Below are 20939 nucleotides of genomic sequence, written 5' to 3' on the forward strand. Positions count from 1 at the left end.
CTCTCCGGCCACCCGAGACTTCGAGGTTGACATCCGCCGCCTTTGAAAGAACATATCAACGCATCTTGATGCGTTGATTCAAACTACTGCACCCGAACGCTTTTACTCCATGAGCACCCGCCAAGCCGCCATTGATTACAAGGTAAAGAACATTGAGGAGGCCGACTTCGGCCGGAAGGAAATCGAAATCGCCGAGCACGAAATGCCCGGTCTCATGGCCACGCGCGACAAGTATGGCAAGGACAAGCCGCTCGCCGGCGTCCGCATCACCGGTTCCCTGCACATGACCATCCAGACCGCGGTGCTCATCGAGACGCTGAAGGATCTCGGTGCCGATGTCCGCTGGTGTTCCTGCAACATCTTCTCCACCCAGGACCACGCCGCCGCCGCCATCGCCGCGTCCGGCACGCCGGTCTTCGCATGGAAGGGTGAGTCCCTCGAAGAATATTGGTGGTGCACCTGGAAGGCCATCATCTTCCCCGAGAACAAGGGACCCCAGCTCATCGTCGATGACGGTGGCGACGTCACCCTTCTCATCCACAAGGGTTATGAAATGGAGAATGGCGACAAGTGGGTCGACACTCCTTCCGACAACCACGAAGTGGCTGTCATCAAGGATCTCCTCAAGCAGATCCACAAAGATACCCCCGGCATCTTCCACGAAATCGTGAAGGAACTGAAGGGCGTGTCCGAAGAGACCACCACGGGCGTGCATCGCCTCTATGAAATGGCGAAGGCTGGCAAGCTGCTCATTCCCGCCATCAACGTGAACGACAGCGTCACGAAGTCCAAGTTCGACAACCTGTACGGCTGCCGCGAATCCCTCATCGACGGCATCAAGCGCGCCACGGACGTGATGATCGCCGGCAAGGTGGCCGTGGTCTGCGGCTACGGCGATGTGGGCAAGGGCTGCGCCGACGCCCTCAAGGGCATGGGTGCCCAGGTCATCGTGACCGAAATCGACCCCGTTTGCGCACTCCAGGCCGCCATGGCTGGTCTTCGCGTCATGCCTGTTGAGGACACCCTTGGCATCGCAGACATCTATGTCACCACCACCGGTAACAAGGACATCATCCGCGTGGAGCACATGGAAGCGATGAAGGACCAGGCGATCGTCTGCAACATCGGTCACTTCGACAACGAAATCCAGGTGGACAAGCTCAACACCTATCCCGGCATCAAGCGCCTGAACATCAAGCCCCAGGTGGATCGCTACACCTTCCCCAAGGGCAACAGCCTCTACATGCTGGCAGAAGGCCGCCTCGTGAACCTCGGCTGCGCCACCGGCCACCCGAGCTTCGTGATGAGCAACAGCTTCACCAACCAGTGCGTGGCCCAGATGGAACTCTGGAAGACCCGCGAGACCCGCCCCGTGGGTGTGACCGTGCTCTCCAAGCAGCTCGATGAAGAAGTCGCCCGTCTCCACCTTGGCAAGATCGGCGTGAAACTCACCGTGCTCACCCAGGAGCAGGCCGACTACATCGGCGTGCCGGTGGATGGTCCGTACAAGGCGGACCACTACCGCTACTAAACCATCTTCTGCAGCGAGTGCTGCAAGCAAGGCAAAACATCATGAGCGGGCGGCCAGCAATGGTCGCCCGCTTCTGTTTGTGTCCATGTCGTACATGCCACACTCCCTTGGGCAAACGCAACTTGGTCGCGGAAATTGGCTTACAGACCCACAAAACCAGCAATTCAGGGCTAACCCCATATTGCATTAGTAAAAAACCTTATTAGTCACTTGCGAAATCCGAAATTCACGACGTTATACGTTTGTCAATCTTTATCTTGCTATTTGCACGATCCGCAAAGCCCCGGAGCAACCCGTGTTTCCACCCGCAACCACGACGAAGATGTCCAGCCTGGCCCGCATTGCGTTTTTGCAGCGCCCCCGAACCGACCAGCTCCTATCGCTGGGCCGGGTCATTCATGTGATGCAACGAATGCTGGTGCTGAAACACTGGCATGATGTGCGAAAAGCAAAGAACTCCGGGCCCACGTACCAACCGGTGCAAACATTACTGGAGGAGACCTGCATTGAATCCAGCATGCTCACGGTGCGTGCATTGGATGCATTCTTCACCACACGCCCAGAAACGTCCGGGCGTATTCAGGACCAGGATATCTGTGCCGAACATTTCGGTTATCCACAATCGAGCGGCTTCCTGAATAACGAACGCCGCGAGGAATTGACGTACTACATCGGGAACATTTCCATGCTGCATTCCGATGGAGCATTCCACGCCAGCCTGCGGGCGGATCTGCTACGTTCCGTGAAACCCTGCAGAAGGTTTCTTGAGTGGATCCTGTTCACGGATTTCCTGGATGGCGAGGACACCATGCGCGGTGAAGCGCAGACGCTGCTTGCCAGCCTTCAGTCCGTAGCAGCAGAAGTCGCGGCCAAGACACTGAAACCGGGCACCGTGGAGGTGACCGAGGATGTAGTGAAAGCGACCACTGCCTCTCTGCGCGCCGCAAAGTCTTCCTTCGGACCGGTGTTTGCGCGCCTGGTGAAAAATGCCGTGCTCGTGCCGCCTGCTGCATCAGGCGGCAGAAAATGCCTGGGCGTCTATGGGACAGTCTCCTTTCCCTGCCGGCTGGAAGATCTGGACATGCTGCTCCATGCGCTGGCCACCTTTCAAGAGTCCTTGGGGGAAACCTCCGAATCCGTCCGCATTCTGAACTGGCTCCACCTCTCATGGTCAGAACTGCGCCGCAAAGTGGCCACCAGCAAGGTATTGGTGTTGTCCGCCTGATGGGGAACCCCGGGATATCCGGGCTCCCCATCGCGCTTCTTCAAGGTTCGAGGGGAGTCGCTTCAGCTACGGCTGGGTTTTCCGGCACCTTCCAGGCCCCGTCGTCATACCACTCGAGCCCGAGCGGCGCGGCCATGGTATATTTTTTCTCGGTCTCCAAAGGGAGCTGCAGAGCCGTCGCGAAGTCACGATCATACGCCGCGAAAAACGTTTCCAATTCATCGGACACGTCAGACGGATAGACCATGAAGCAGACGAGGCGCTTCTCCTCTGAGATGGCGATCAATTGCCTTCCCACCACACGTCCTGCACTGTCCCGGGCATAGATCACCTGCTTGTTGGCCTCCATGGCATTGGTCATGGCTGAGTATTGATTGCAGGCTCCCGAGCCAAGGCAGGAGTGGCCGTAGTCTCCCATGCGCAGGATTTCCAGGGGATCCTGCTCCACTGAAATGGTCACTTCCCCGAGGTTCGAAATTTGTCGTGTCCTGGTGAAGGTGCCCATCCACTGGCTTGAGGTGGGTGAAGGAAGCGTGCCGAGCCAGCGGCGGTTGGCGGGATGGTGCTCCTTCGCCGGCGGCAAACCTTCGAGATGCCTTCTCACGAGCGTGCGCCCTTTCCGCTGATTTTCATCAAGCGTGTGCAGAAACAGAACGGTGTCTTCACGAGCACCGGAGCGCATGAGAATCGGGAACATCAACTTGAGCTCACGCTGCACCAACTCTTCCAGCACCTCGAGGGCCAGCCGGGCCCATGCCTGCATCAACTCCAGATGATCGGCCTTCACCAGATGCGGTGGCTGCGGCTTGGTGTTCGCAAGATGGGCCTGCAGGCGCTCCTTGATCTCGATGCCATGTTTTCGTCCGGGTGAGGCCGCCTCCACCATGATGACCAGCTCCTTGAGCGTGCATTTGTCAGGCTTGGTGGTGACCAGTGGATGGTATGCAAAGACATACGCCACCCTGCTCGCCGCCTCATGACTTAGCATTCCCAGCAAACGAAACGCCTTCACAAACATGCGAGGTTCCCGGAGCAAAAAGAACAAGCACGCTCTCCGGCCAATGAATGGGATCCATGCTGCACCGGATCGCATCTCGTACGCAAAATTGAAGGACCGGTCCGCTTTCTTGGTGGCACTGAGCAACCGGGTGAAGTGCGTGGCAATCTGCTGGCGCTGCTGATGCAGGAAGCAGGGCAGCAATCGAAAGAGCAGGTCACCCCGCAAGCCTGAATCAATCGTCTGCGCATTTCGCAGTTCTCGCAGCCACAGGAATGCATCGCTGCCCATCTCTGGCTCGGTCTCGGCTCGTTTGGCATCGAATCCATACCGCAGGAAATCGATGAGCTCCCAACGCTTCCACCTCTTGGTTTCCTTTGTGACGTTGAGGATCGTCTTCCAATGCGCTCTCAGCAATGCCCAGCGCCCCGGCATGTGTTTGGCTTTCTCATCGCCGAACCACGCGATCCACAACCAAAGCTTCCGCGTCCCCGTCCCCCTTGCACACCAACTCCGTCGGGTGAGACCTCGCAACATCTCCCATACCCCGGGATAGAGCGATGCTGCTCGCCAGAGATCCCTGGTGGTTTGAGGCGCCAGATTCCACATCCTGGCAAAGGCAGCGAAGCGGGTGGCACTGGGGCAGTGTTCCACCTTTGGGATATCCTGCTCAAAGTGTCCCGTCTTTTCTGCCAGATGCAGCGTGCCTGCCAGCCACCGATACGGCGCGTCCTTGAGGAGGCCATCAACCGCCCAGCGCATTCTGCCTGCGATGTCCAGTGGCCCTGAGATGTGCTGCACGGTGGCGATCAGCCGATGTGTGCCGGGCTTCGGCACATGCTTCCAGCCCTCCAATTGCAGGACGGTGTCCAGCAGCATCTTGGCGTGCTCGGTTCGATGGGTTGGCAGCAACGCTATCCACCGGGCACCCGCCACTCCGTGTGATGCGAGACGGCACAGTTCGCCATCTTCCTGTAGAAGGGTTGGCAGGCTTAGAAACCGGGCCTGCATATTCCGGACCTCTTCCCATGCAACATCGCCGGAGACAAACGGCAGCAACCTTCTCGCGAAGCGCGCATCCCACCCAGCCTCACGCATCTCGACGAGCTTGCCGAAGCGCGCCAAGGCAAACACATCAGGGCAGAATGATCCGTCGCTCTCGGGACCGCATTGCTCAGCGCGCGCCGGTAGTACACGCTGCTTCACGAGGGGCGCAATCGCCTTGAGCCAATGGTGGCCCATCTCCACCAGCCAATGGCGTAGCACCTCGCGATCGGAAATCCAGGGACGCACATCCCTGCCTTCTCCAAAGCGTGGTGTCCAGCAGGGGCCACACCCTTCCGACGATGAAACGAGCGCCAGGATACGAAGCAACGAGGTGAGAGTGGCGGCATCACGTTTGGAACACGACAGCACTTGCCAATCCTCGGCGAGAGGACAGGCGCCTGTGAAGTGGAAACGCTGAGGCACCTTGTCCAGTGGTCGGCGAACGACGCGGGCAGGCGCAAGCGATTTTTGGGAGCGCGGCACTTGGGGAGATGCCAGCTCAAGAAGATCAAGCCGTCCTGCATCGCGCAGGAGCGGCGGGCACAAAGGATGCATAAAAGAAATCGAAGTCAGGTGCACATGGCAAGGAGCGCCGGACATGGACATGCCAGTAGGGCACGGTCCTGCCGGACGTGGATGATTGCGGACGTCTGCCGCAATCGAGGATGATGAGTCCGCTGTGTTGCTGCGCTCAACCGGCGCAGACACAACTCTCCCGTTTCAAGCGTTGCGGATCTTAATTAGCCGCAACTGCTTGATGCACCAAAACTGAAGCTGTGCATCGAGTGGAACATGCTCGGACCATTCCACGGCATTGTGTTTTTGCAAGCGGATCGATAACGACGCGACCGCGAGCACTGCCGCAGCGTCATGAAGTGGACACGGAAAAGCTTTCTCATTCCCGTGCTCCCGGCTTGCGTTGCCGCTCAAGGCGCGAAAGACTATCGGATGCCAGCCGCTCCCTCCAGGCTCAACCCGATCTTCCTGCGCCTCTACCGCGCCGGGATTCTCGTGGCCATCGCCTGGCTCATGCATACCCAGCACCGGTGGTTCATGGCGCAGGAGGGCAGCACCCTGGATCCGACGCGCCTCCGCGATTTCTTTCCCGCCGCGGCGTCGCTCGGCCCTCGTGATCCGGACACCGGCGTGCAACGTGTGCTGGACGGCTCCGGCGTGGTGCTGGGCATGGTGGCGCAGACTTCACCGCTCTCGGACAAGATCATCGGCTACTCCGGTCCCACGAATACGCTGATCGCTTGTGATCCCCAGGGCAAGGTCATCGGCGTGCGTGTGCTACGCAGTGATGACACACCGGACCACATGGCGGAGATCATCCGCCACCGGGCTTTCTTCAATTCCTTCAAGGGACTCAAGCTCGGGGACACTACCAGTCGTCCCAAGATCGATGCAGTGAGCGGCGCCACCCTGACCAGCACGGCGATTGCCGAAGGAGTGCTGAGGCGTCTCGGCCAGCCGGGAACTTCCCTGCGCTTCCCTGACGCGATCACGCTGGAGGAAGTGAAGGCCGTCGTACCTGAGGCGGCCACCCTCACCCCGGTAAAAGATCGCGCCGGCATCTTGGAAGTGAAGGATGCCTCCGGCAAAGTGCTCGCCCAGGTCACGCGCACCTCCCCCGCGAGCGATGCCATCGTCGGCTACAAAGGTCCCGCGGATACACTGATGGTGCTGGATCCCACCGGAGAGAAGCTCGTGTCCATCCGCCTGAGGAAGAGTTTCGATACCAAGGACTATGTCGCAGACATGGCGGCGGATAGTTACTTCATGAGCCTCTTCAACGGCATGAGCGTGCAGAAGCTGGGAACGCTCGACTTCAAAGAAGCGAAGGTGGAAGGCGTATCCGGCGCGACGGAAACAAGCTGGGCACTGGCCGAGGGATTGAAGCGTCGTGCCGCGCAGCTCGCCACGGCAGCCGTTCCTACACCACCATGGTACACCCACATCACATGGAAGGCGGCGGACTGGGGCATGCTGGTCGTGCTGGTGGTGTCACTGCTCATGACCTTCACCTCGCTGCGTGGGAAACGCTGGATGCGCTGGGTGCATCACGCGCTGCTCATCGGTTATGCAGGCCTCTTCAGTGGCGCCATGATCTCGCAGGGCCTCTTTGTCGGGTGGGCTCGGCATGGCGTGGCCTGGCAATCCGCACCGATGCTGGTGCTCGTGGCAGCCCTGGCATTGATCACTCCCTGGCTTTGGCGGCGCGGTTTCTACTGCCACCACTACTGTCCGCATGGCGCGTTGCAGCAGGTACTGGCGCATCGCTTGAAGTGGCAACTCAAGGTGCCGCACAAGCTCGGCAAGGCACTGGAACAGGTGCCGTGGCTGCTGCTCATCTTCATCCTCGTGGTCGCCATGTTCGGGCTGGAGGTGAATGTGAATGCGCTGGAGCCCTTTGATGCCTGGCTGATCCGCGTCGCCGGTTGGGGCACCATCACGGTGGCCATTGTGGGTCTCGTGGCTTCGTTGTTCATCCCCATGGCGTACTGCCGCTATGGCTGCCCCACGGGCGCACTGCTCAAGTTTGTGCGCTATGCAGGCCATGGCGATGCTTTCGGCAAACGCGATGTGGCTGCGCTGGTACTGGTCGCTGCCGCCGTGGGCATGCTCTATCTCGCACGGATGTAGGATCGAGTGGAAGTAGTGCGCAGCCAACCGACCATGCTCCGTGGACGCAAGTTTCTAAAGCTGATCATCATGACGGTCACCATGACCGTGGTGCTGTTCCTGATTCCTGACTGTCCCCAGGACAAACGCCTGCCCGAAGCCAGCGGTCCCACCATGGGCACCACATGGCACCTCACCCTCGCGAAGGGCGACACACGCACGGCATCCGAGATGGTGCAATCACGCCTGGATGCACTGGAGTCGATGTTCACCAACTGGCGTGAGGACTCCGCCGTCTCCCGCTTCAATGCATCTCGCACGACCGAGTGGCAGCCAGTGCCACGTGAGCTGGCAGAAGTGATGATCTACGCGCAACGCCTCAGCAAAGAGACGAACGGCGCGTTTGACGTGACCGTGTCACCACTCATCGAGCTGTGGGGATTCGGCGTGAAAAAATCCACGCATTCCATCCCCTCTGACGAAGCCATTACCACGGAGATGGCCCGTGTCGGCTGGCAGAAGGTGGAAGTGAAGCAGGATCCTCCCATGCTGCGCAAGACTCAGGCGGATGTGGAAATCAACGTCGCTGGATTGGTGGAAGGTTATGCGGTCGATGATGTGGTGAAGCGCCTCCGCAAGGCGGGGCACACGGACTTCCTCCTCGATGTGGGTGGCGAACTCTTCGCCATTGGGTTGAAGCCGGATGGCACGCCGTGGCAGGTGGGCGTGCAACAGCCTGACGCAGAAAAAGGCGTGGTGACAGGAGCGGTGGCACTGCAGGACAAGGCACTCTCCACCTCTGGCACCTATCAGCAGTTCTTCGAAGTGAACGGCAAACGCTACCCTCACGTGCTGGATGCACGCACGGGTCGCCCGGTGACTCACTCACTGGTTTCGGTATCCGTGATTTCCGACTCCTGCTTTGAAGCAGATTCGTGGACCACGGCCCTGCTCATTCTCGGGCTGAAGGAAGGAAAAGAAACCGCCACACGGCTTGGGATTGACGCCCTGTTCATCGAGGAAGCAGACGCGCATCCCCGGTAAGAGCACTGGTCAGATGCATTGACGTCCGGTGGATTTTCGCTACGGAACCTTCAGTGAGCGAAGCCCCCAAAGAACCGTCCAAAGAAGCATCCGTCGTCGCGCCCGATTCCACGCAAACAGCCGGAGGAATCCTCAAGGAAGCCCGCGCCCGGCAGACGCTGGACAAGGATTGGGACCCCATCTCGCCACCGCCCATTGATGGCGTGTACGTGAAGGATGTGAAGAACGTCATCTACCGCGGCGGCGTGCTCACGGAACTCTACCGGCCGGAGTGGTTTGCCGGGGAAGCCTTCCCCATCGGCCATGTGGTGCACGTCTCACTGCTGCCCGGGCTGGTGACGCAGTGGCACTGCCACCACGTGCAGCGAGACATCGTTTTTCCCGTGAGAGGCTTTCTCCGCATCGGCCTGTACGATGCGCGTCAGGACTCCCCCACCCTGGGCAAGTCCTTTGCCATGAACTTCAATCTGCACCGTCCCCGGTACCTGCACATCCCACCCGGGGTGTGGCATTCCTTGAAGAACGTCGGCACAGACGAGGCCGTTTACATCGTGCTCAATGATGTGCCCTTCGAGTACGAGAACCCCGATGACTGGACGCTTGCCCAAGATTCCCCCGCGCTTCCGTCAGGATTGCTGTAGATTATTGAGAAGATCTGCCAACACACCGCATGCCAGCTCTCCCAGAACCGCGCGTCGCAGCGCCCCCATTCACGCTGACCTTGCTGACCAAGGACACGGCGTGGGCGGCGGCGGCTGATGCCGCCGGGGTGACGCGTGTGGGAATCGACATCGAGCGCATGGGCAAGATCCAGCGTCAGGGCATGGTCTATGATGCGCGCATTTCTGACCACACGCTGGCGGACTTGATCCCCATCGCCAGGGTACTGCACCACGCACGCGCGTTTGTGCGCCTCAATCCTCTTCATTCAAGGACGCGCGAGGAGGTGGAGCGGGCTCTGCACGCGGGTGCGGGTTCCTTGATGCTGCCACAGTTTCACAATGCCAGCGAGGCACGGGAGTTTGTGGGCATGGTGGCAGGACGCGCAGAAACGCTGCTGCTGCTGGAGACGAAAGAGTGCCTCGAGGATTTGGATGCCATCTTCGCCATCGCCGAAGTAGATGAAGTGATGGTCGGGCTCAATGATCTCAGCCTGGCTGTCGGCATGCGGCACCCCATGCAACTGGTGGCTTCGCCAGTGCTGGATGACATCGCTGCCCGTGCGAGGAAGGCAGGACGTGCCTTTGGGTTTGGCGGCGTGGCCAGTCCGGAAGTTGCGGACTCGGTTCCTGTGCCACCAGATCTGGTGCTGGCCCGTCATGCCGCGTTGGGCTCCCACTCCGCGTGGCTTGCCCGGAGTTTCCACAAGCAATTTACTCCAAACACCTTCGGCGATGCGTTGCGCAGACTGCAATCTCGGCTGAATTTCTGGTTCACACGTTCGAAGGATCACGTGGAGGATGCAGGCAGGGAGCTGCGCGAGCATCTCCAGGGCCTGTACTTGCATGGGTCGTCCCGGTCGTGACACCGCACTTCGTCACCTATTTCGACTCACACTACGCGGCGCAGGGCATCGCCATGCTGCAGTCGCTCCGCACCTGGTGCCCCGGTGCCGCCGTCACCGTGCTGTGTCTTGATGACACCATGCTCCACATCTTGCGTACCTGGTTTCCCTGTGGCGTGAAGTCGCTGACCATCGCCCAGATACTGGAGCTTGAATCCAGGTTGGTGGAGTTGCAGGCCTCGCGCACGCCGTGGGAATTCTATGCGACAACGAAGCCGCTGGTCATTCGTCATGTGATGGAGGCTGAAGTGGTGCCGGATGACTGGGTGGCATTTCTGGATGCGGACACGTATTTTTTCTCAAGCCCGCGCGAGGCCTTTGCCGAGATTCCCGCACACGCATCCACGGTGCTGAGCCCGCATCGATTCAGCCACGAGAATAGCGAGTTGGAGAAGTACGGCACCTACAACGCCGGCTTCGGACTCTGGCGTCACGATGCCCTGGGCAAGGCCGTGCTGGCAGACTGGACCGCGCGCTGTCTGGAGTGGTGCTTCAATCGCGTGGAAGATGGCCGGTTCATGAACCAGGCGTATCTCAATGCATGGCCTCAGGAACATGAGGGCGTGATGGTGCTCACGCATCCGGGCTTCAACCTGGCTCCCTGGAACCTGGGGGGCCATGTGCTGCAGCAATCGCCCGAAGGCATGCAGGTCGACGAGGAACCTCTTGTATTCTTCCACTTCAGCAGTGTCTCGCGCAGGGACTGCGGCACCTGGCAGACCTTCTACACGAATCCAGAGATGAGCCAGTGCACCGTTCTGGATGGCATCTACGAGCCCTACCTGCGGCAGCTTGAGATCATTTCAGAACGTTTGATGCGCAAGCACGGGATTGCTGGTGTGGGCACCCAGCGCAAGGTGGACCCAACCACGCCCATGCTTGTGCTCCGCTCACCTTGAGATATCACATCTTCTTGGAAGGATTCTTCACCTAAGGAAGGCTGGCGCTTTCGCGTAAACTTTGGAAGAATCCCCGCCATGAACACGCGACGCGATTTTCTCAAGACGTCCACCACGGCCCTGGCAGCCACGATGTCCGCCAAGACCGCCTTCGGCTCCCAGGCAAACAGCCGCATCAAAGTCGGCATGGTGGGCTGCGGCGGGCGAGGCACGATGATTGCCAAGATGTTCCTGGAAAACGGCTACTTCGAAATCGGCGGCGCGGCGGATTACTTCGAGGACAAGGCGGCGACGGTGGCCAGGTCCTTCCAGCTTGGTAAGGAGAAGGTCTTCACCGGCCTGCAGTGCGTGGAAAAGATGATCGCGCAGGGAGGCGTGGATGCGGTAGCCATCATCAGCCCGCCCTACTTCCACCCGGCCCAGGCGAAGGCGGCTGTGGAAGCTGGCCTGCATGTGTACCTCGCGAAGCCCATGGCCGTGGATGTGCCGGGCGTGCAGAGCATCGAAGCCAGTGGCAAGGCGGCTCGCGAGAAGAAAAAAGTTTTCCTCATCGATTTTCAGACACGCACGGACGCCTTTTTCATGGAAGCCCTGCAGCGCGTGCACAAGGGTGCCCTCGGTGACCTCGCGTTTGGCGAGGCCAAGTACATGTCTGGCCGCCTCGGCGCGAAGGGTGATGACAAGACACCGGAAGGCCGCCTGCAGAACTGGGTCTTCTGGAAGGGACTCAGTGGTGACATCGTGGTGGAGCAGAACATCCACACGCTGGACATGATGGCCTGGGCCTTCGGCAACAAGGGACCTCTCAAGGTCACCGGTACCTGCGCCCGCCGCTCGCGTGTGGACGTCGGCGATTGCAATGACACCTTCACCTCCTTCATCGAGTACCCGAATCAAGTCGGGGTCACCTTCGCCTCACGCCAGTTTGAAGCCTTCGGAGCACCGGGCGGCATCACCTTTGATCTGTATGGCAACAAGGGCGCGCTCTTCAGCGAATACGGTGGCAACGTCATGATCCGTGGTGGAAAGGAATCCTTCTACCGCGGTGGTGCGAACAAGGAACTCTACCGCTCCGGCATCAGCGAGAACATGACTGCCTTTCACAAAGCCATCAGTTCGGGAGACACCAGCAATCCCACGATCGAGCCGAGCATCACCAGCAACCTTACCGCCATCATGGTGCGACTCGCGGCCTACGGCGGAAAGACCGTGACGTGGGACGAGGTGCTGGCAAATAAGGACGTGATGGCGGTGAACCTGGAAGGCCTGCAATCATGAGACGCCGTCACTTTCTCAAATCCGCTGCAGTCGCGACCGCGGCTGCGCTGCCAGCAGTGGGACTTCCCGCCTTTTCCCAAGGCGCGGAAGAGCCGAAGAAGTGCAAGCTCCTCGGCATCGGCGCCTGTGACTGGACACTGAAACTCGCCGCGAACACCGAGTCACTCGACCTGGCCAAGCGCATCGGACTCGATGGCGTGCAGGTGGACTTCGGCCACGAGGTGCAGGCGAATGGCAAGCTTCCCCTGCACGATGAGAAGCTGCAGGAGGCCTTCCTTGCCAAATCCGCCGAGACCGGAGTGAAAGTCCCCTCCCTCGCCCTCGGCGTGCTCAATCGTGTGGCCTACAAGAATGACGAGAACGCGAAGCAGTGGGTGCTGGACAGCATGCCCGTCGCCAAGCGCCTGAAGACGCCGGTGGTGCTGCTCGCCTTCTTCGGCAATGGCGATCTGCGCAATGACGAGCCCGGCATCGAGGCGGTGATCGCTCGATTGAAGGAACTCGCGCCGCGTGCCGAGGAGGCTGGCATCGTCTACGGCATCGAGTCCTGGCTGAAGGCCGAGGTGCTGGAGCGCATGCTCGACGCGGTGAAGTCCCCCTCCATCAAGGTGTATTATGATGTAGGGAACATGCACAAGGAGTCGGAGGACATCCACGCCGCGGTGCGCCGCCTGGGCCGGGAGCGCATCTGCGAATTCCACGCGAAGGACTACGACGACCTGTATGGCAAGGGCTCCATCGACTTTGCCAAGGTGCGGGCGGACATGGACGCCATCGGCTACACCGGGTGGATTCACATTGAGGGCGTAAAAATCCCCCATGGCGTAGAAGAAGACATCCGGTATGATGTAGAATACTTGCGCAAAACGTTTGCTTAAGATATGTTAATTAATTAACCGGGCCATGCACGCTGAACCCTTCACACCACCTACGCACGCGAGGAATATTCGCGACCGAAGGGGTGTGCCGGAGTTCCTCCAAGGACGATTGCACCGCCAAATCATTGTTCGATCGAACAGGGAAACCTCAAAACACGGTTTAAACCCGGCCAAAACGGGATAAAAACAGGGGATTATTATTGACCCATGTTAAGAACAAGGTTAAAACTCGGTCGTCACCGGGTCTTAACCTTGCCGAAATCATGGCGCGCCCCTCCAACACTGTTGAATCCCTGAGCATGACCATCACGGTCACGCCTCAGATGAAGCAGTATCTCGAGGACCTCGTTGTGAAAGGTCTCTATGGCTCCAGTCCTGCGGAAATCGTGCGCAACATGGTGCAGAAATGCGTCCGTGAGCACATTGCCGAGAAGGACATCAAGGAGCGCGAATGGAGGCTGAACGGCGAAGGAAAGTTAGAGCTGGTGAGGGACTAGAAGTAAACAGCCCACCCCAACACCGCCATGTTCAACAAGCCCACCATGACCGATGCCGAGTGCTCTCCCTGGCCTCCCGTTTTGTGGTTCACGCCGGAAGTCCAATCAGGCATCAAGGCCGCTGCGGATCTCGCCTTCGGGCCTGAATCCAGCGACATCGATCACGAAGTGCCTGCCCACGATTTCCTGGGCGAGGACGACCTGATCATTGAGTAGTCGGAAAAACTGGTTTCGTCCTGCGTCTTGAATGACGCCGCGTTGATCACATTCCGGCTTGTCAGCCGCACGGTGCTGCCCATGATGGCAGCTCCATGAATCCCCGCCTAGCCCGACTTTTCTTTCTTCCCGCCGCGCCGTTGGCGTTGCTCCTGAGCGGTTGCATCTCGCTGGACCAGCTTCCCAAAGTGGACCTGCCCGAGCTGCCGAAGGTGAAGGTCCCCTTTGTGGGGAATGACGCCACCGCTCCGGCCAATGATCCACAGGTTCCCTGGTCACTGAAACAGCCGCTGGCCTACGGGCACACGCTTGAGCTCGCGGTCTATGCTGGTCAGCGCTCTCCCGCGAAGGTCTTCGCGGGCGCCGTGATGGTTGATGAAAATGGAAAGGTCGATCTCGGCAAGTACGGCACCTTCAAGCTGGGCGGCAAGACCGCTTCCCAAGCCGCGCGCGAACTGGAGGCGGCCTTCCGCAGGAAGCGCGGCGAATCCCTCATCACGGTGCACCTTGCTTCCATCGAAGGCACTCAACTGCTCACCGTGCACGGCGCGGTGAAGCATGAGAGCGTGATCCAATATTTCGGCGGCGCGAACCCCGCGAACATTTTGCAATATGTGGGTGGTCGTGATGAACGCGCCACGGGCCGTGCGGTCTACGTCACGCGAAACGGCGTGAAGGCCTTCCATTCGGACTATCTCAATCAGGACATCACACTGGAAGCAGGCGATGTCGTGACCTATTCCGACGCGCTGTAAGCTTCTGTTCCATCTCTCTTCCTCACCTGCGGCATGCTCGGCGACAGCACTCCTTTCGACAGCCCACCTCCCATTGTCGGCATCATCCCCCTGCGCATCGGCGCGGGGGCACTGCTGCTCTACATGCATGCGTGGAATGGAACGGCTCTCGCCTGGCAGCACGTGTGGAATCAGCAGCCGTGGGATCTGATGGCGACCATGGAGCAGGCTGGATTCAGTCCGCTCATGGGAAAAATCTTCGGTGCCGCAGCGGCGGTGGTGGCCGCCTTCACGGCGGTGAGCTGGATTCTGGGATTCGTGACCCGTTTCTCTTCTGTGGTGTTCATGCCGGTGGCGCTCGGCGCCCTCTGGGTGTGCAACAAGTCGGACCTGCCGTACCGCGCCGAGGCCGCAGTGCTCTATTTCCTGGTGGCCGTCACGCTTCTGGTGAATGGCTCCGGCTGGCTCGCCGTGGACACGCTCTTCCGCATGCGGCAGGACCGGAAGAAATCGGATTCCTTTTTTCTCTAGCGCAACCGATGCGGGAATGCGATGGCCTTGCCGCGACCACGGCATGAGGCCCGCCGATGCCGCATTGCACGCACGATGGCCAATCCCCTCCGCATCCTTGCTGTGGACCCCGCCCTGCGGTGCACCGGCTACGCCGTGCTGCACCATGAGGCCGGACAGACCCGCACCGTGACCTATGGTGTGATACAAAATCCCGCCAAGATGCTCGCGTCCGGCTGCCTCGTGGCCATCCGGGAACGCCTGACGGAACTCATCCGGGAACACCAGCCGACCGAATGCGCGGTGGAGGCCACCATCTACGTGCAGAGTTTCCGCACGGCGATCACCCTAGGCAGCGTCCGGGGCGCCGTGCTGATCGCGGCCGCTGAGCATGGCCTTGCAATTTACGACTACGCTCCGCGTGAAGTGAAACAAGCCGCCGTGGGCAAGGGCGCCGCCGCCAAGGAGCAGGTTGCCTTCATGATGCGCTCCATCCTTCGCCTGCGCGAGACTCCTCCTGCGGATGCCGCTGACGCTCTGGCAGTTGGACTGGCCCATATTCAGGCGGTCGCGGGAAAACTCGCCACAGGCACCACCCGGGATCGGGTCTGATTGCCAAGGCTTTCACGTGTCGCAATAGGGGGCGATGAGCCCTGCGCTTTAGCCCGTGCCTCACCACGATTGCTAAAATAATTTATTTCATTTAGAACCAGTCGAAGGGACGGGGGCGAATATTCATTTAACCTACCCCGCAAATTGCCCCCAATGAAACCAGCGCCACAGCGCCTTGATGATCTCGCTCACGCCCACTGGCGCGTGAAGTTCCTCAAGAACCTTCTTGAGGTCCACCGCTCCATCCCCAAGCGAAGCGGCAACGACTGGCTGCTTCAAGAAGCAGACTACGTGCAACGCATTGTTCAGGCAGAGAGAGAGATTGCGCTCAAGAGCCCTTAAATTCTGCACGACAGCCTCGCTCAGGCCGGTGCCGGTGCATCCACCGCATCCAGGTCCAATTGCATGAGCGTGCCTCTGCCCCTCCTCATGCGGGTGATGTGATCCGTCATGTGCGGATCGAGGTACGGTGCGCCAGCCTTCTAAGGGGGCTGTCGTTCTACTCATGACTTGATTGATTCACGGCACTCCACGAATGTGTGGAAACAACCGTCGTCGTGCCGCACTCCAATCCCTGGCCATGCAGCGTCACCTTGCCACCTACCTGAACGATCACCTCGCAGGATCCGTGGCGGCGCTCGCGTTGATCGGGGACATGAGCCACGCCGTCAGGGACCCGGCGCTCAAGTCCTTCCTGGTGCAGCTCAAGGACGAGATCACCGAGGAGCAACAGGTTTTGAGGATCATCCTTCAGGCCAATGACATGAAGGAGGCCGCCTTCAAAAAGGCCGCGGCATGGCTGGGCGAGAAAGCCAGTGCGCCCAAGTTCGGAGGCAGCGCGGATGACAACGACAGCCTCGCCATCATGCAGGGGCTGGAGATGCTGTACCTGGGCATTACCGGCAAGCTGCTGGGCTGGGCGGCATTCCACGCGGCCATTGCGCCCATGGTAGAAGCGCTGGGCTTTGATTTGACCCGCCTTCACCAACAGGCGGAGACACAACGCTCCATGGTGGAGGAGTTCCGCCTGGCCTATGCGCGGAAGGCCTTCGCAGGCGAGGCTGGCTGATCTGCCAGTAGGGTAGCCGCCTGATGCCGATGTCGGCTAATATTTCCAGTCGCGTTTGCTGTGACTGTGAAGCAATTCCTCGTCATCTTCAGAAGAGGCCATCCCCAGCACATCGAGGCTGAGGGATTTCACCAGCACGTGCAGTGCTATGAATTTTTCGGCTGCTCCCAAGCGCCGGTGCGGAAGACCTTTGATCGCGCTGCCGTGGCAGACGTGGTGGAGGTCAAGAACACTCCTGCGCGCGATTCATGGAATGAGGTCCGATAGAACGAACCTGAACCAAGCACTTCACCCGGAAACTGGTATGAATCGCAGCGATATTCCCACCGCCTCGCAACGCGCCCATCAACCGAAGCTCTACGTCGGCAGAATCGCCGCAGGAGCTGTTCTGTTTGTCATGGGGCTCATTCTTCTTCCCACAGTCGCGATGACCGCCGCCGGCATTGCGCTTTGCATGGTTGGCATCTGTCTTGTCGGCATGGCATTCGTGAGCCGCAGATATGGCGCCGCACACTCGCCGAGCCACGCCGCCCACAAGCCCCACTGAGTTTCCCATGGAAGGACTTCCCGGAAGGTAGAAGACCGGAGCACGGAGGCGGAACGATTCCTATATATGAAGAGGGCGCGTGGCGACGCTGCGGCGCACTCATGCAGTGAATCGAACCCCTAACAATCGACTACTATGGACTTCCTCTGGATGCTCTTGATCGGTCTGCTCGTGGGAGCAGTCGCCAAGTTCCTCATGCCGGGTAATGACCCGGGCGGCTTCATCGTCACCATGTTCCTGGGTGTAGCCGGCGCGTTTGTCGCCGGCATGCTTGGACGCGGTCTCGGCTGGTACAACGAAGGTGAACCCGCAGGCTTCATTGCCTCGGTGATAGGAGCCATTCTCCTGCTCGTGGTGTACCGCCTCTTCACAAGTGGCGGACGCCACGTGCACCACTAGACGGACCGAAATCAATGCTGGATTTGCCGGCCTGGCATGGCTGGTTTCTTGAAGCGCCGGCTGGAGCTGAATCTCCAGCCGGTTTTTTTGTCTAGCCGGGGTGCCTCACCGGGGTTCGGCGCTCCCCTTCTGCAGCACCTTGAACCGTGTCACCGTGAATTTGCCAGCCTTGTCCACCAGGCCGTCCAATTCCGATTCCAAATTGTAGGGCCACGTCGTGTCTGTGTTTTCCGGAAGCCGGGACGTCTTTGGATCCGAGGTCATGGAAGCGTGCACAGCCAGCGGCAGTTGGAATCCTTTATCGCCACCCACCTGGATGAAGACCGAAAATCCCTCGGGATAGGCACTTCCATTCCCAGCGTTCTCCTTTTTCTTGATGGCATAGGTTTCGGGCGTCGCTTCCTTGGCGCGTTTCAGGATTGCCCGCTCCACGATCTTCCGGAGGTCCAACTGCCAGACAACCTTGCCGTCCTTGAGCTTGTACAAGACTTGCTCGTGCTCGAACCATTTGCCACTCACTGTCCACAGTAAGAGGTCGCTCTCCGAGGACCACTGGGCATCTGCGGTACCCCTGACAGGATAGGTGGTGCCCACCAGGCTTTCCATCACTACGATGGGTCGCTTTGTCGCCACTTCCACCAGCACATTCTTGAGGCTCTCATTTTCAATGTACTGATCCATTGTGGGAACCGTCACCCCAAAGCGGCCATCCGGCGAGATGGTGGCCTGGGAAATCGGAATCTTCAGACTCGGATTCGGGTCAGCCCCATGTGAAGAAACGCTGCCCAGTGCCACCGCGAAGAGCAGGACAAGAACGTTCACGTGAGAAACAATGAGACGCATCACGTTCGCATCATATCACCCGTAGGTTCTCTGGCGCAAAAAATGTTTCGCGCCCCCCCTAGAGCACCACAATCACAATTGTGACCGATTGGAAACTAAGTCGCGGGGCGACGACACTAAAAACCGACCTGGCACTGACGAGTCGAAACCGATGATGAATTTGGCGGCCCGGCATGGCTAGTTTCTCGAAGCGCCGGTTGAAGCTGAATCTCCAGCCGGTTTTTTTGTGCCTGTGCCTCTCGCTCTCTCAATGAGGGGTCTTGCTTCCCTTCTGCAAGAGCTTGAACCGTGTCACCGTGAATTTGCCAGCATTGTCCACCGTTGCTTCCAGTTCCGATTCTAGATTGTAGGGCCACGACGTTTCCGTGTTGCCCGACAGCCGGGACATCGTTGGATCAGAGGTCATGGAAGCGTGCACTGCCAGCGGCAATTGGAATCCTCTATCGCCACCCACCTGAATGAAGACCGAAAACCCCTCGGGATAGGCACTGCCCCACCCAGCATTTTCCTTTTTCTTGATCGCATAAGTTTCGGGCGACGCTTCCCTAGTACGCTTCAGGATTGCTTTCTCCACGGTCTTCCGGAGATCCAGTTGCCAGGATACTTTGCCGTCCCTGAGTTTGAAGAGGACTTGCTCGTCCTCGAACCATTTACCATCCACGATCCACAGCAAGAGGTCGCTCTCCGCAGACCACTTGGCACCTGCGGTATTCCTGGCAAGAGAGGTGGTGCCCAACTGGCCTTCTATTGCCACGATGGGTCGCTTCGTTGCCACTTCCACGAGCATATTTTTGAGGTTCTCGTTTTCCAGCAACTCGTCCGTGGTGGGAACCGTCACTCCATACCGGCCATCCGGCGAGATGGTGCCCTGGGAAATCGGAATCTTCAGACTCGGATTCGGGTCAGCTCCATGTGAAGAAACGCTGCCCAGTGCCGCCGCGAAGAGCAGGACAAGAACGTTCACGCGAGAAAGCATCACGTTCGCATCATATCACCCGTAGGTTCTCTGGCGCAAAAAATGTTTCACACTAACCCCCCTCCTGCCCAAGGATTACCCATAATCGTACGAGTCCTTACACGAGAGAAGATGGGGCTGCAGATTGAAGAAGAGGCGGCAGCCTCCAAGGATCGGGGGCACTCTTGCCCCCAATGCGGGTGGCAACTCCAGCGCCCAGTCGCTCCGGTAGGGCGTTGCCTCCATGAATTACACCTGTTGGCTCGCTGCCAAGGGGGCAGGAGTGCCCATACGCATGAACCCAAATGAGAGCGTGCTGAAGACTCCGTTGGGCGAGCACGCCATTCACAGTGGGCTATGAGGCACAGTCGAAGCAGTTCCGCGGACTACGCCCTTCAAGGCAAACGTCCTTCCACCAAAGTGGCGGTAGGGATGCGCTCCTGCGCGTCCGACTTTAGGCGGGCGGAGGTGGTGTGGAACTGCGGCACGAAGTGGCCTCGCCATGTGGCATTCCCCTCCGCCTCCGCCCGCTATCTACGGACGCGCAGGAGCGCATCCCTACCGTCCCTTTTGTGTGGAGGGACGCTCAAGTGCATCGCGAATAGTGGCTCAGGGGCTAAAGGACGTATTCGTTTCGACGATGAACTCGCAGGCTATTGTCCCTCCCGGCACAAATGAAATCCTCAGGTTAATGCTTATGTCAGGAGTGCCCCCGATCCTTGGGCTGTCGCGCGTCTCCGCCTCGCAAGTACATCTCCCCGTCAGGAAGACTCGTTTGATTTGTGGGTAACCCTGAGCCCCTACGTATCCCGCCACGGACACGTGGTGAGATGGTCATTCACCATGCCGACTGCCTGCATCCATGCATAGACAATCACCGGCCCAGCGAACTTGAAGCCACGTTCCTTCAGTGCGGCGGACATCTTCACGGAGGCAGGAGTTTGCGCCGGTACCTGAGACGTGGACTTCCACGTGTTCCGCTTGGGTTTGCCACCGGCGAGGTCCCACAGAAAGTCGGAAAAATCGATCCCCTCCTCCTGCATGGCGAGATAAGCTTTGGCATTGCCAATGGTAGCCTCAATCTTCGCGCGTGAGCGGATGATGCCCGGATCCGCGAGGAGGCGCTTCACATCCTTCGCGCCGTATCGGGCGATCTTCTCGGGATCGAATCCCTGGAAGGCTTTTCGGAAAGCGTCGCGCTTGCGCAGAATGGTGATCCACGAGAGGCCCGCTTGGAAGCCATCCAGCACCAGCTTTTCCCAAAGGGCCCGGCTGTCGTGCTCCGGACGCCCCCATTCTTCATCGTGATAGGCCGCCATGAGAGGGTCATTGGCAGCCCAGGTGCAACGTTTCTCCGGTGCCTTCTTGGAGGATGTCTTCTTCATGACGTGACGTGAGGAATGCCGCAATCGCTCGGGCTCAGGTTCGCGAGAGCATCACGCAAAGCGCCCGCCTTTGGAAGGCTGAAC

The 20939-nt window shown here is 59.4% G+C and carries 23 protein-coding genes; 19 read left to right on the forward strand and 4 right to left on the reverse strand.

Annotation, left to right across the window (positions count from 1 at the left end):
• Positions 1–109: 109 nt before the first annotated feature.
• A complete protein-coding gene (gene ahcY, locus G5S37_RS25070; protein WP_165207764.1) occupies positions 110–1531 on the forward strand; it encodes an adenosylhomocysteinase in 1422 nt (473 codons plus the stop codon).
• 295 nt (positions 1532–1826) lie between these two features.
• Entirely contained in the window at positions 1827–2756 is a 930-nt protein-coding gene (locus tag G5S37_RS25075; protein ID WP_165207766.1) for a hypothetical protein, read from the forward strand.
• A gap of 40 nt (positions 2757–2796) precedes the next feature.
• Here G5S37_RS25075 and G5S37_RS25080 read toward each other — a convergent pair whose 3' ends face one another.
• Positions 2797–5046, reverse strand: a complete 2250-nt coding sequence (locus G5S37_RS25080) for a hypothetical protein (protein ID WP_165207768.1) — start codon at positions 5044–5046, stop codon at positions 2797–2799.
• 624 nt (positions 5047–5670) lie between these two features.
• Between G5S37_RS25080 and G5S37_RS25085 the strand changes: the two genes are divergently transcribed.
• From G5S37_RS25085 to G5S37_RS25165, 17 genes are all read left to right on the forward strand, one after another.
• A complete protein-coding gene (locus G5S37_RS25085) occupies positions 5671–7446 on the forward strand; it encodes an FMN-binding protein (RefSeq protein ID WP_206026134.1) in 1776 nt (591 codons plus the stop codon).
• 33 nt (positions 7447–7479) lie between these two features.
• Positions 7480–8469 (forward strand): FAD:protein FMN transferase, encoded by a 990-nt coding sequence (locus G5S37_RS25090; RefSeq protein WP_165207772.1) that lies wholly within the window; start codon positions 7480–7482, stop codon positions 8467–8469.
• Between the two features lie 53 nt (positions 8470–8522).
• On the forward strand, positions 8523–9110 hold the full coding sequence (locus G5S37_RS25095; RefSeq protein ID WP_165207774.1) for a dTDP-4-dehydrorhamnose 3,5-epimerase family protein: 588 nt from the start codon (positions 8523–8525) through the stop codon (positions 9108–9110).
• Positions 9111–9139: 29 nt separating this feature from the next.
• A complete protein-coding gene (locus tag G5S37_RS25100) occupies positions 9140–9994 on the forward strand; it encodes an aldolase/citrate lyase family protein (RefSeq protein ID WP_165207776.1) in 855 nt (284 codons plus the stop codon).
• A complete protein-coding gene (locus G5S37_RS25105; RefSeq protein ID WP_165207778.1) occupies positions 9991–10932 on the forward strand; it encodes a hypothetical protein in 942 nt (313 codons plus the stop codon). The genes G5S37_RS25100 and G5S37_RS25105 overlap by 4 nt, the downstream gene beginning before the upstream one ends.
• 78 nt (positions 10933–11010) lie before the next feature.
• Positions 11011–12210, forward strand: a complete 1200-nt coding sequence (locus G5S37_RS25110; RefSeq protein WP_165207780.1) for a Gfo/Idh/MocA family oxidoreductase — start codon at positions 11011–11013, stop codon at positions 12208–12210.
• Positions 12207–13088, forward strand: a complete 882-nt coding sequence (locus G5S37_RS25115; RefSeq protein ID WP_165207782.1) for a sugar phosphate isomerase/epimerase family protein — start codon at positions 12207–12209, stop codon at positions 13086–13088. The genes G5S37_RS25110 and G5S37_RS25115 overlap by 4 nt, the downstream gene beginning before the upstream one ends.
• A 263-nt stretch (positions 13089–13351) precedes the next feature.
• Entirely contained in the window at positions 13352–13585 is a 234-nt protein-coding gene (locus tag G5S37_RS25120) for a hypothetical protein (protein WP_165207784.1), read from the forward strand.
• A 27-nt stretch (positions 13586–13612) separates the two neighbouring features.
• Positions 13613–13801 carry a hypothetical protein gene (locus G5S37_RS25125; protein ID WP_165207786.1) on the forward strand — a complete coding sequence of 63 codons (189 nt, stop codon included), beginning with the start codon at positions 13613–13615 and terminating at the stop codon, positions 13799–13801.
• A 95-nt stretch (positions 13802–13896) separates the two neighbouring features.
• Complete coding sequence (locus G5S37_RS25130) at positions 13897–14556, forward strand: hypothetical protein (protein WP_165207788.1); 660 nt, start codon at positions 13897–13899, stop codon at positions 14554–14556.
• A gap of 33 nt (positions 14557–14589) precedes the next feature.
• The gene (locus G5S37_RS25135; RefSeq protein ID WP_165207790.1) at positions 14590–15066 is read left to right on the forward strand and encodes a TQO small subunit DoxD; all 477 of its coding nucleotides are present in this window, start codon (positions 14590–14592) and stop codon (positions 15064–15066) included.
• Between the two features lie 75 nt (positions 15067–15141).
• Positions 15142–15657 (forward strand): crossover junction endodeoxyribonuclease RuvC, encoded by a 516-nt coding sequence (gene ruvC, locus G5S37_RS25140; RefSeq protein WP_165207792.1) that lies wholly within the window; start codon positions 15142–15144, stop codon positions 15655–15657.
• Positions 15658–15810: 153 nt separating this feature from the next.
• Positions 15811–15999 (forward strand): hypothetical protein, encoded by a 189-nt coding sequence (locus G5S37_RS25145; protein ID WP_165207794.1) that lies wholly within the window; start codon positions 15811–15813, stop codon positions 15997–15999.
• A 238-nt stretch (positions 16000–16237) separates the two neighbouring features.
• Positions 16238–16726 carry a hypothetical protein gene (locus G5S37_RS25150; protein ID WP_165207796.1) on the forward strand — a complete coding sequence of 163 codons (489 nt, stop codon included), beginning with the start codon at positions 16238–16240 and terminating at the stop codon, positions 16724–16726.
• Between the two features lie 66 nt (positions 16727–16792).
• A complete protein-coding gene (locus tag G5S37_RS25155) occupies positions 16793–16993 on the forward strand; it encodes a hypothetical protein (RefSeq protein ID WP_165207798.1) in 201 nt (66 codons plus the stop codon).
• 37 nt (positions 16994–17030) lie between these two features.
• A complete protein-coding gene (locus tag G5S37_RS25160) occupies positions 17031–17273 on the forward strand; it encodes a hypothetical protein (RefSeq protein ID WP_165207800.1) in 243 nt (80 codons plus the stop codon).
• 135 nt (positions 17274–17408) lie between these two features.
• Positions 17409–17672, forward strand: a complete 264-nt coding sequence (locus G5S37_RS25165; protein ID WP_165207802.1) for a GlsB/YeaQ/YmgE family stress response membrane protein — start codon at positions 17409–17411, stop codon at positions 17670–17672.
• Between the two features lie 105 nt (positions 17673–17777).
• Here G5S37_RS25165 and G5S37_RS25170 read toward each other — a convergent pair whose 3' ends face one another.
• From G5S37_RS25170 to G5S37_RS25180, 3 genes are all read right to left on the reverse strand, one after another.
• Complete coding sequence (locus G5S37_RS25170) at positions 17778–18515, reverse strand: hypothetical protein (protein WP_206026136.1); 738 nt, start codon at positions 18513–18515, stop codon at positions 17778–17780.
• Positions 18516–18762: 247 nt separating this feature from the next.
• On the reverse strand, positions 18763–19479 hold the full coding sequence (locus G5S37_RS25175; protein WP_165207806.1) for a hypothetical protein: 717 nt from the start codon (positions 19477–19479) through the stop codon (positions 18763–18765).
• Positions 19480–20270: 791 nt separating this feature from the next.
• Positions 20271–20855, reverse strand: coding sequence for a DNA-3-methyladenine glycosylase I (locus tag G5S37_RS25180; protein ID WP_165207808.1), 585 nt, complete (start codon positions 20853–20855; stop codon positions 20271–20273).
• Between the last annotated feature and the right edge of the window lie 84 nt (positions 20856–20939).

This window comes from Roseimicrobium sp. ORNL1, from assembly GCF_011044495.1.
Lineage (GTDB): Bacteria > Verrucomicrobiota > Verrucomicrobiia > Verrucomicrobiales > Verrucomicrobiaceae > Roseimicrobium.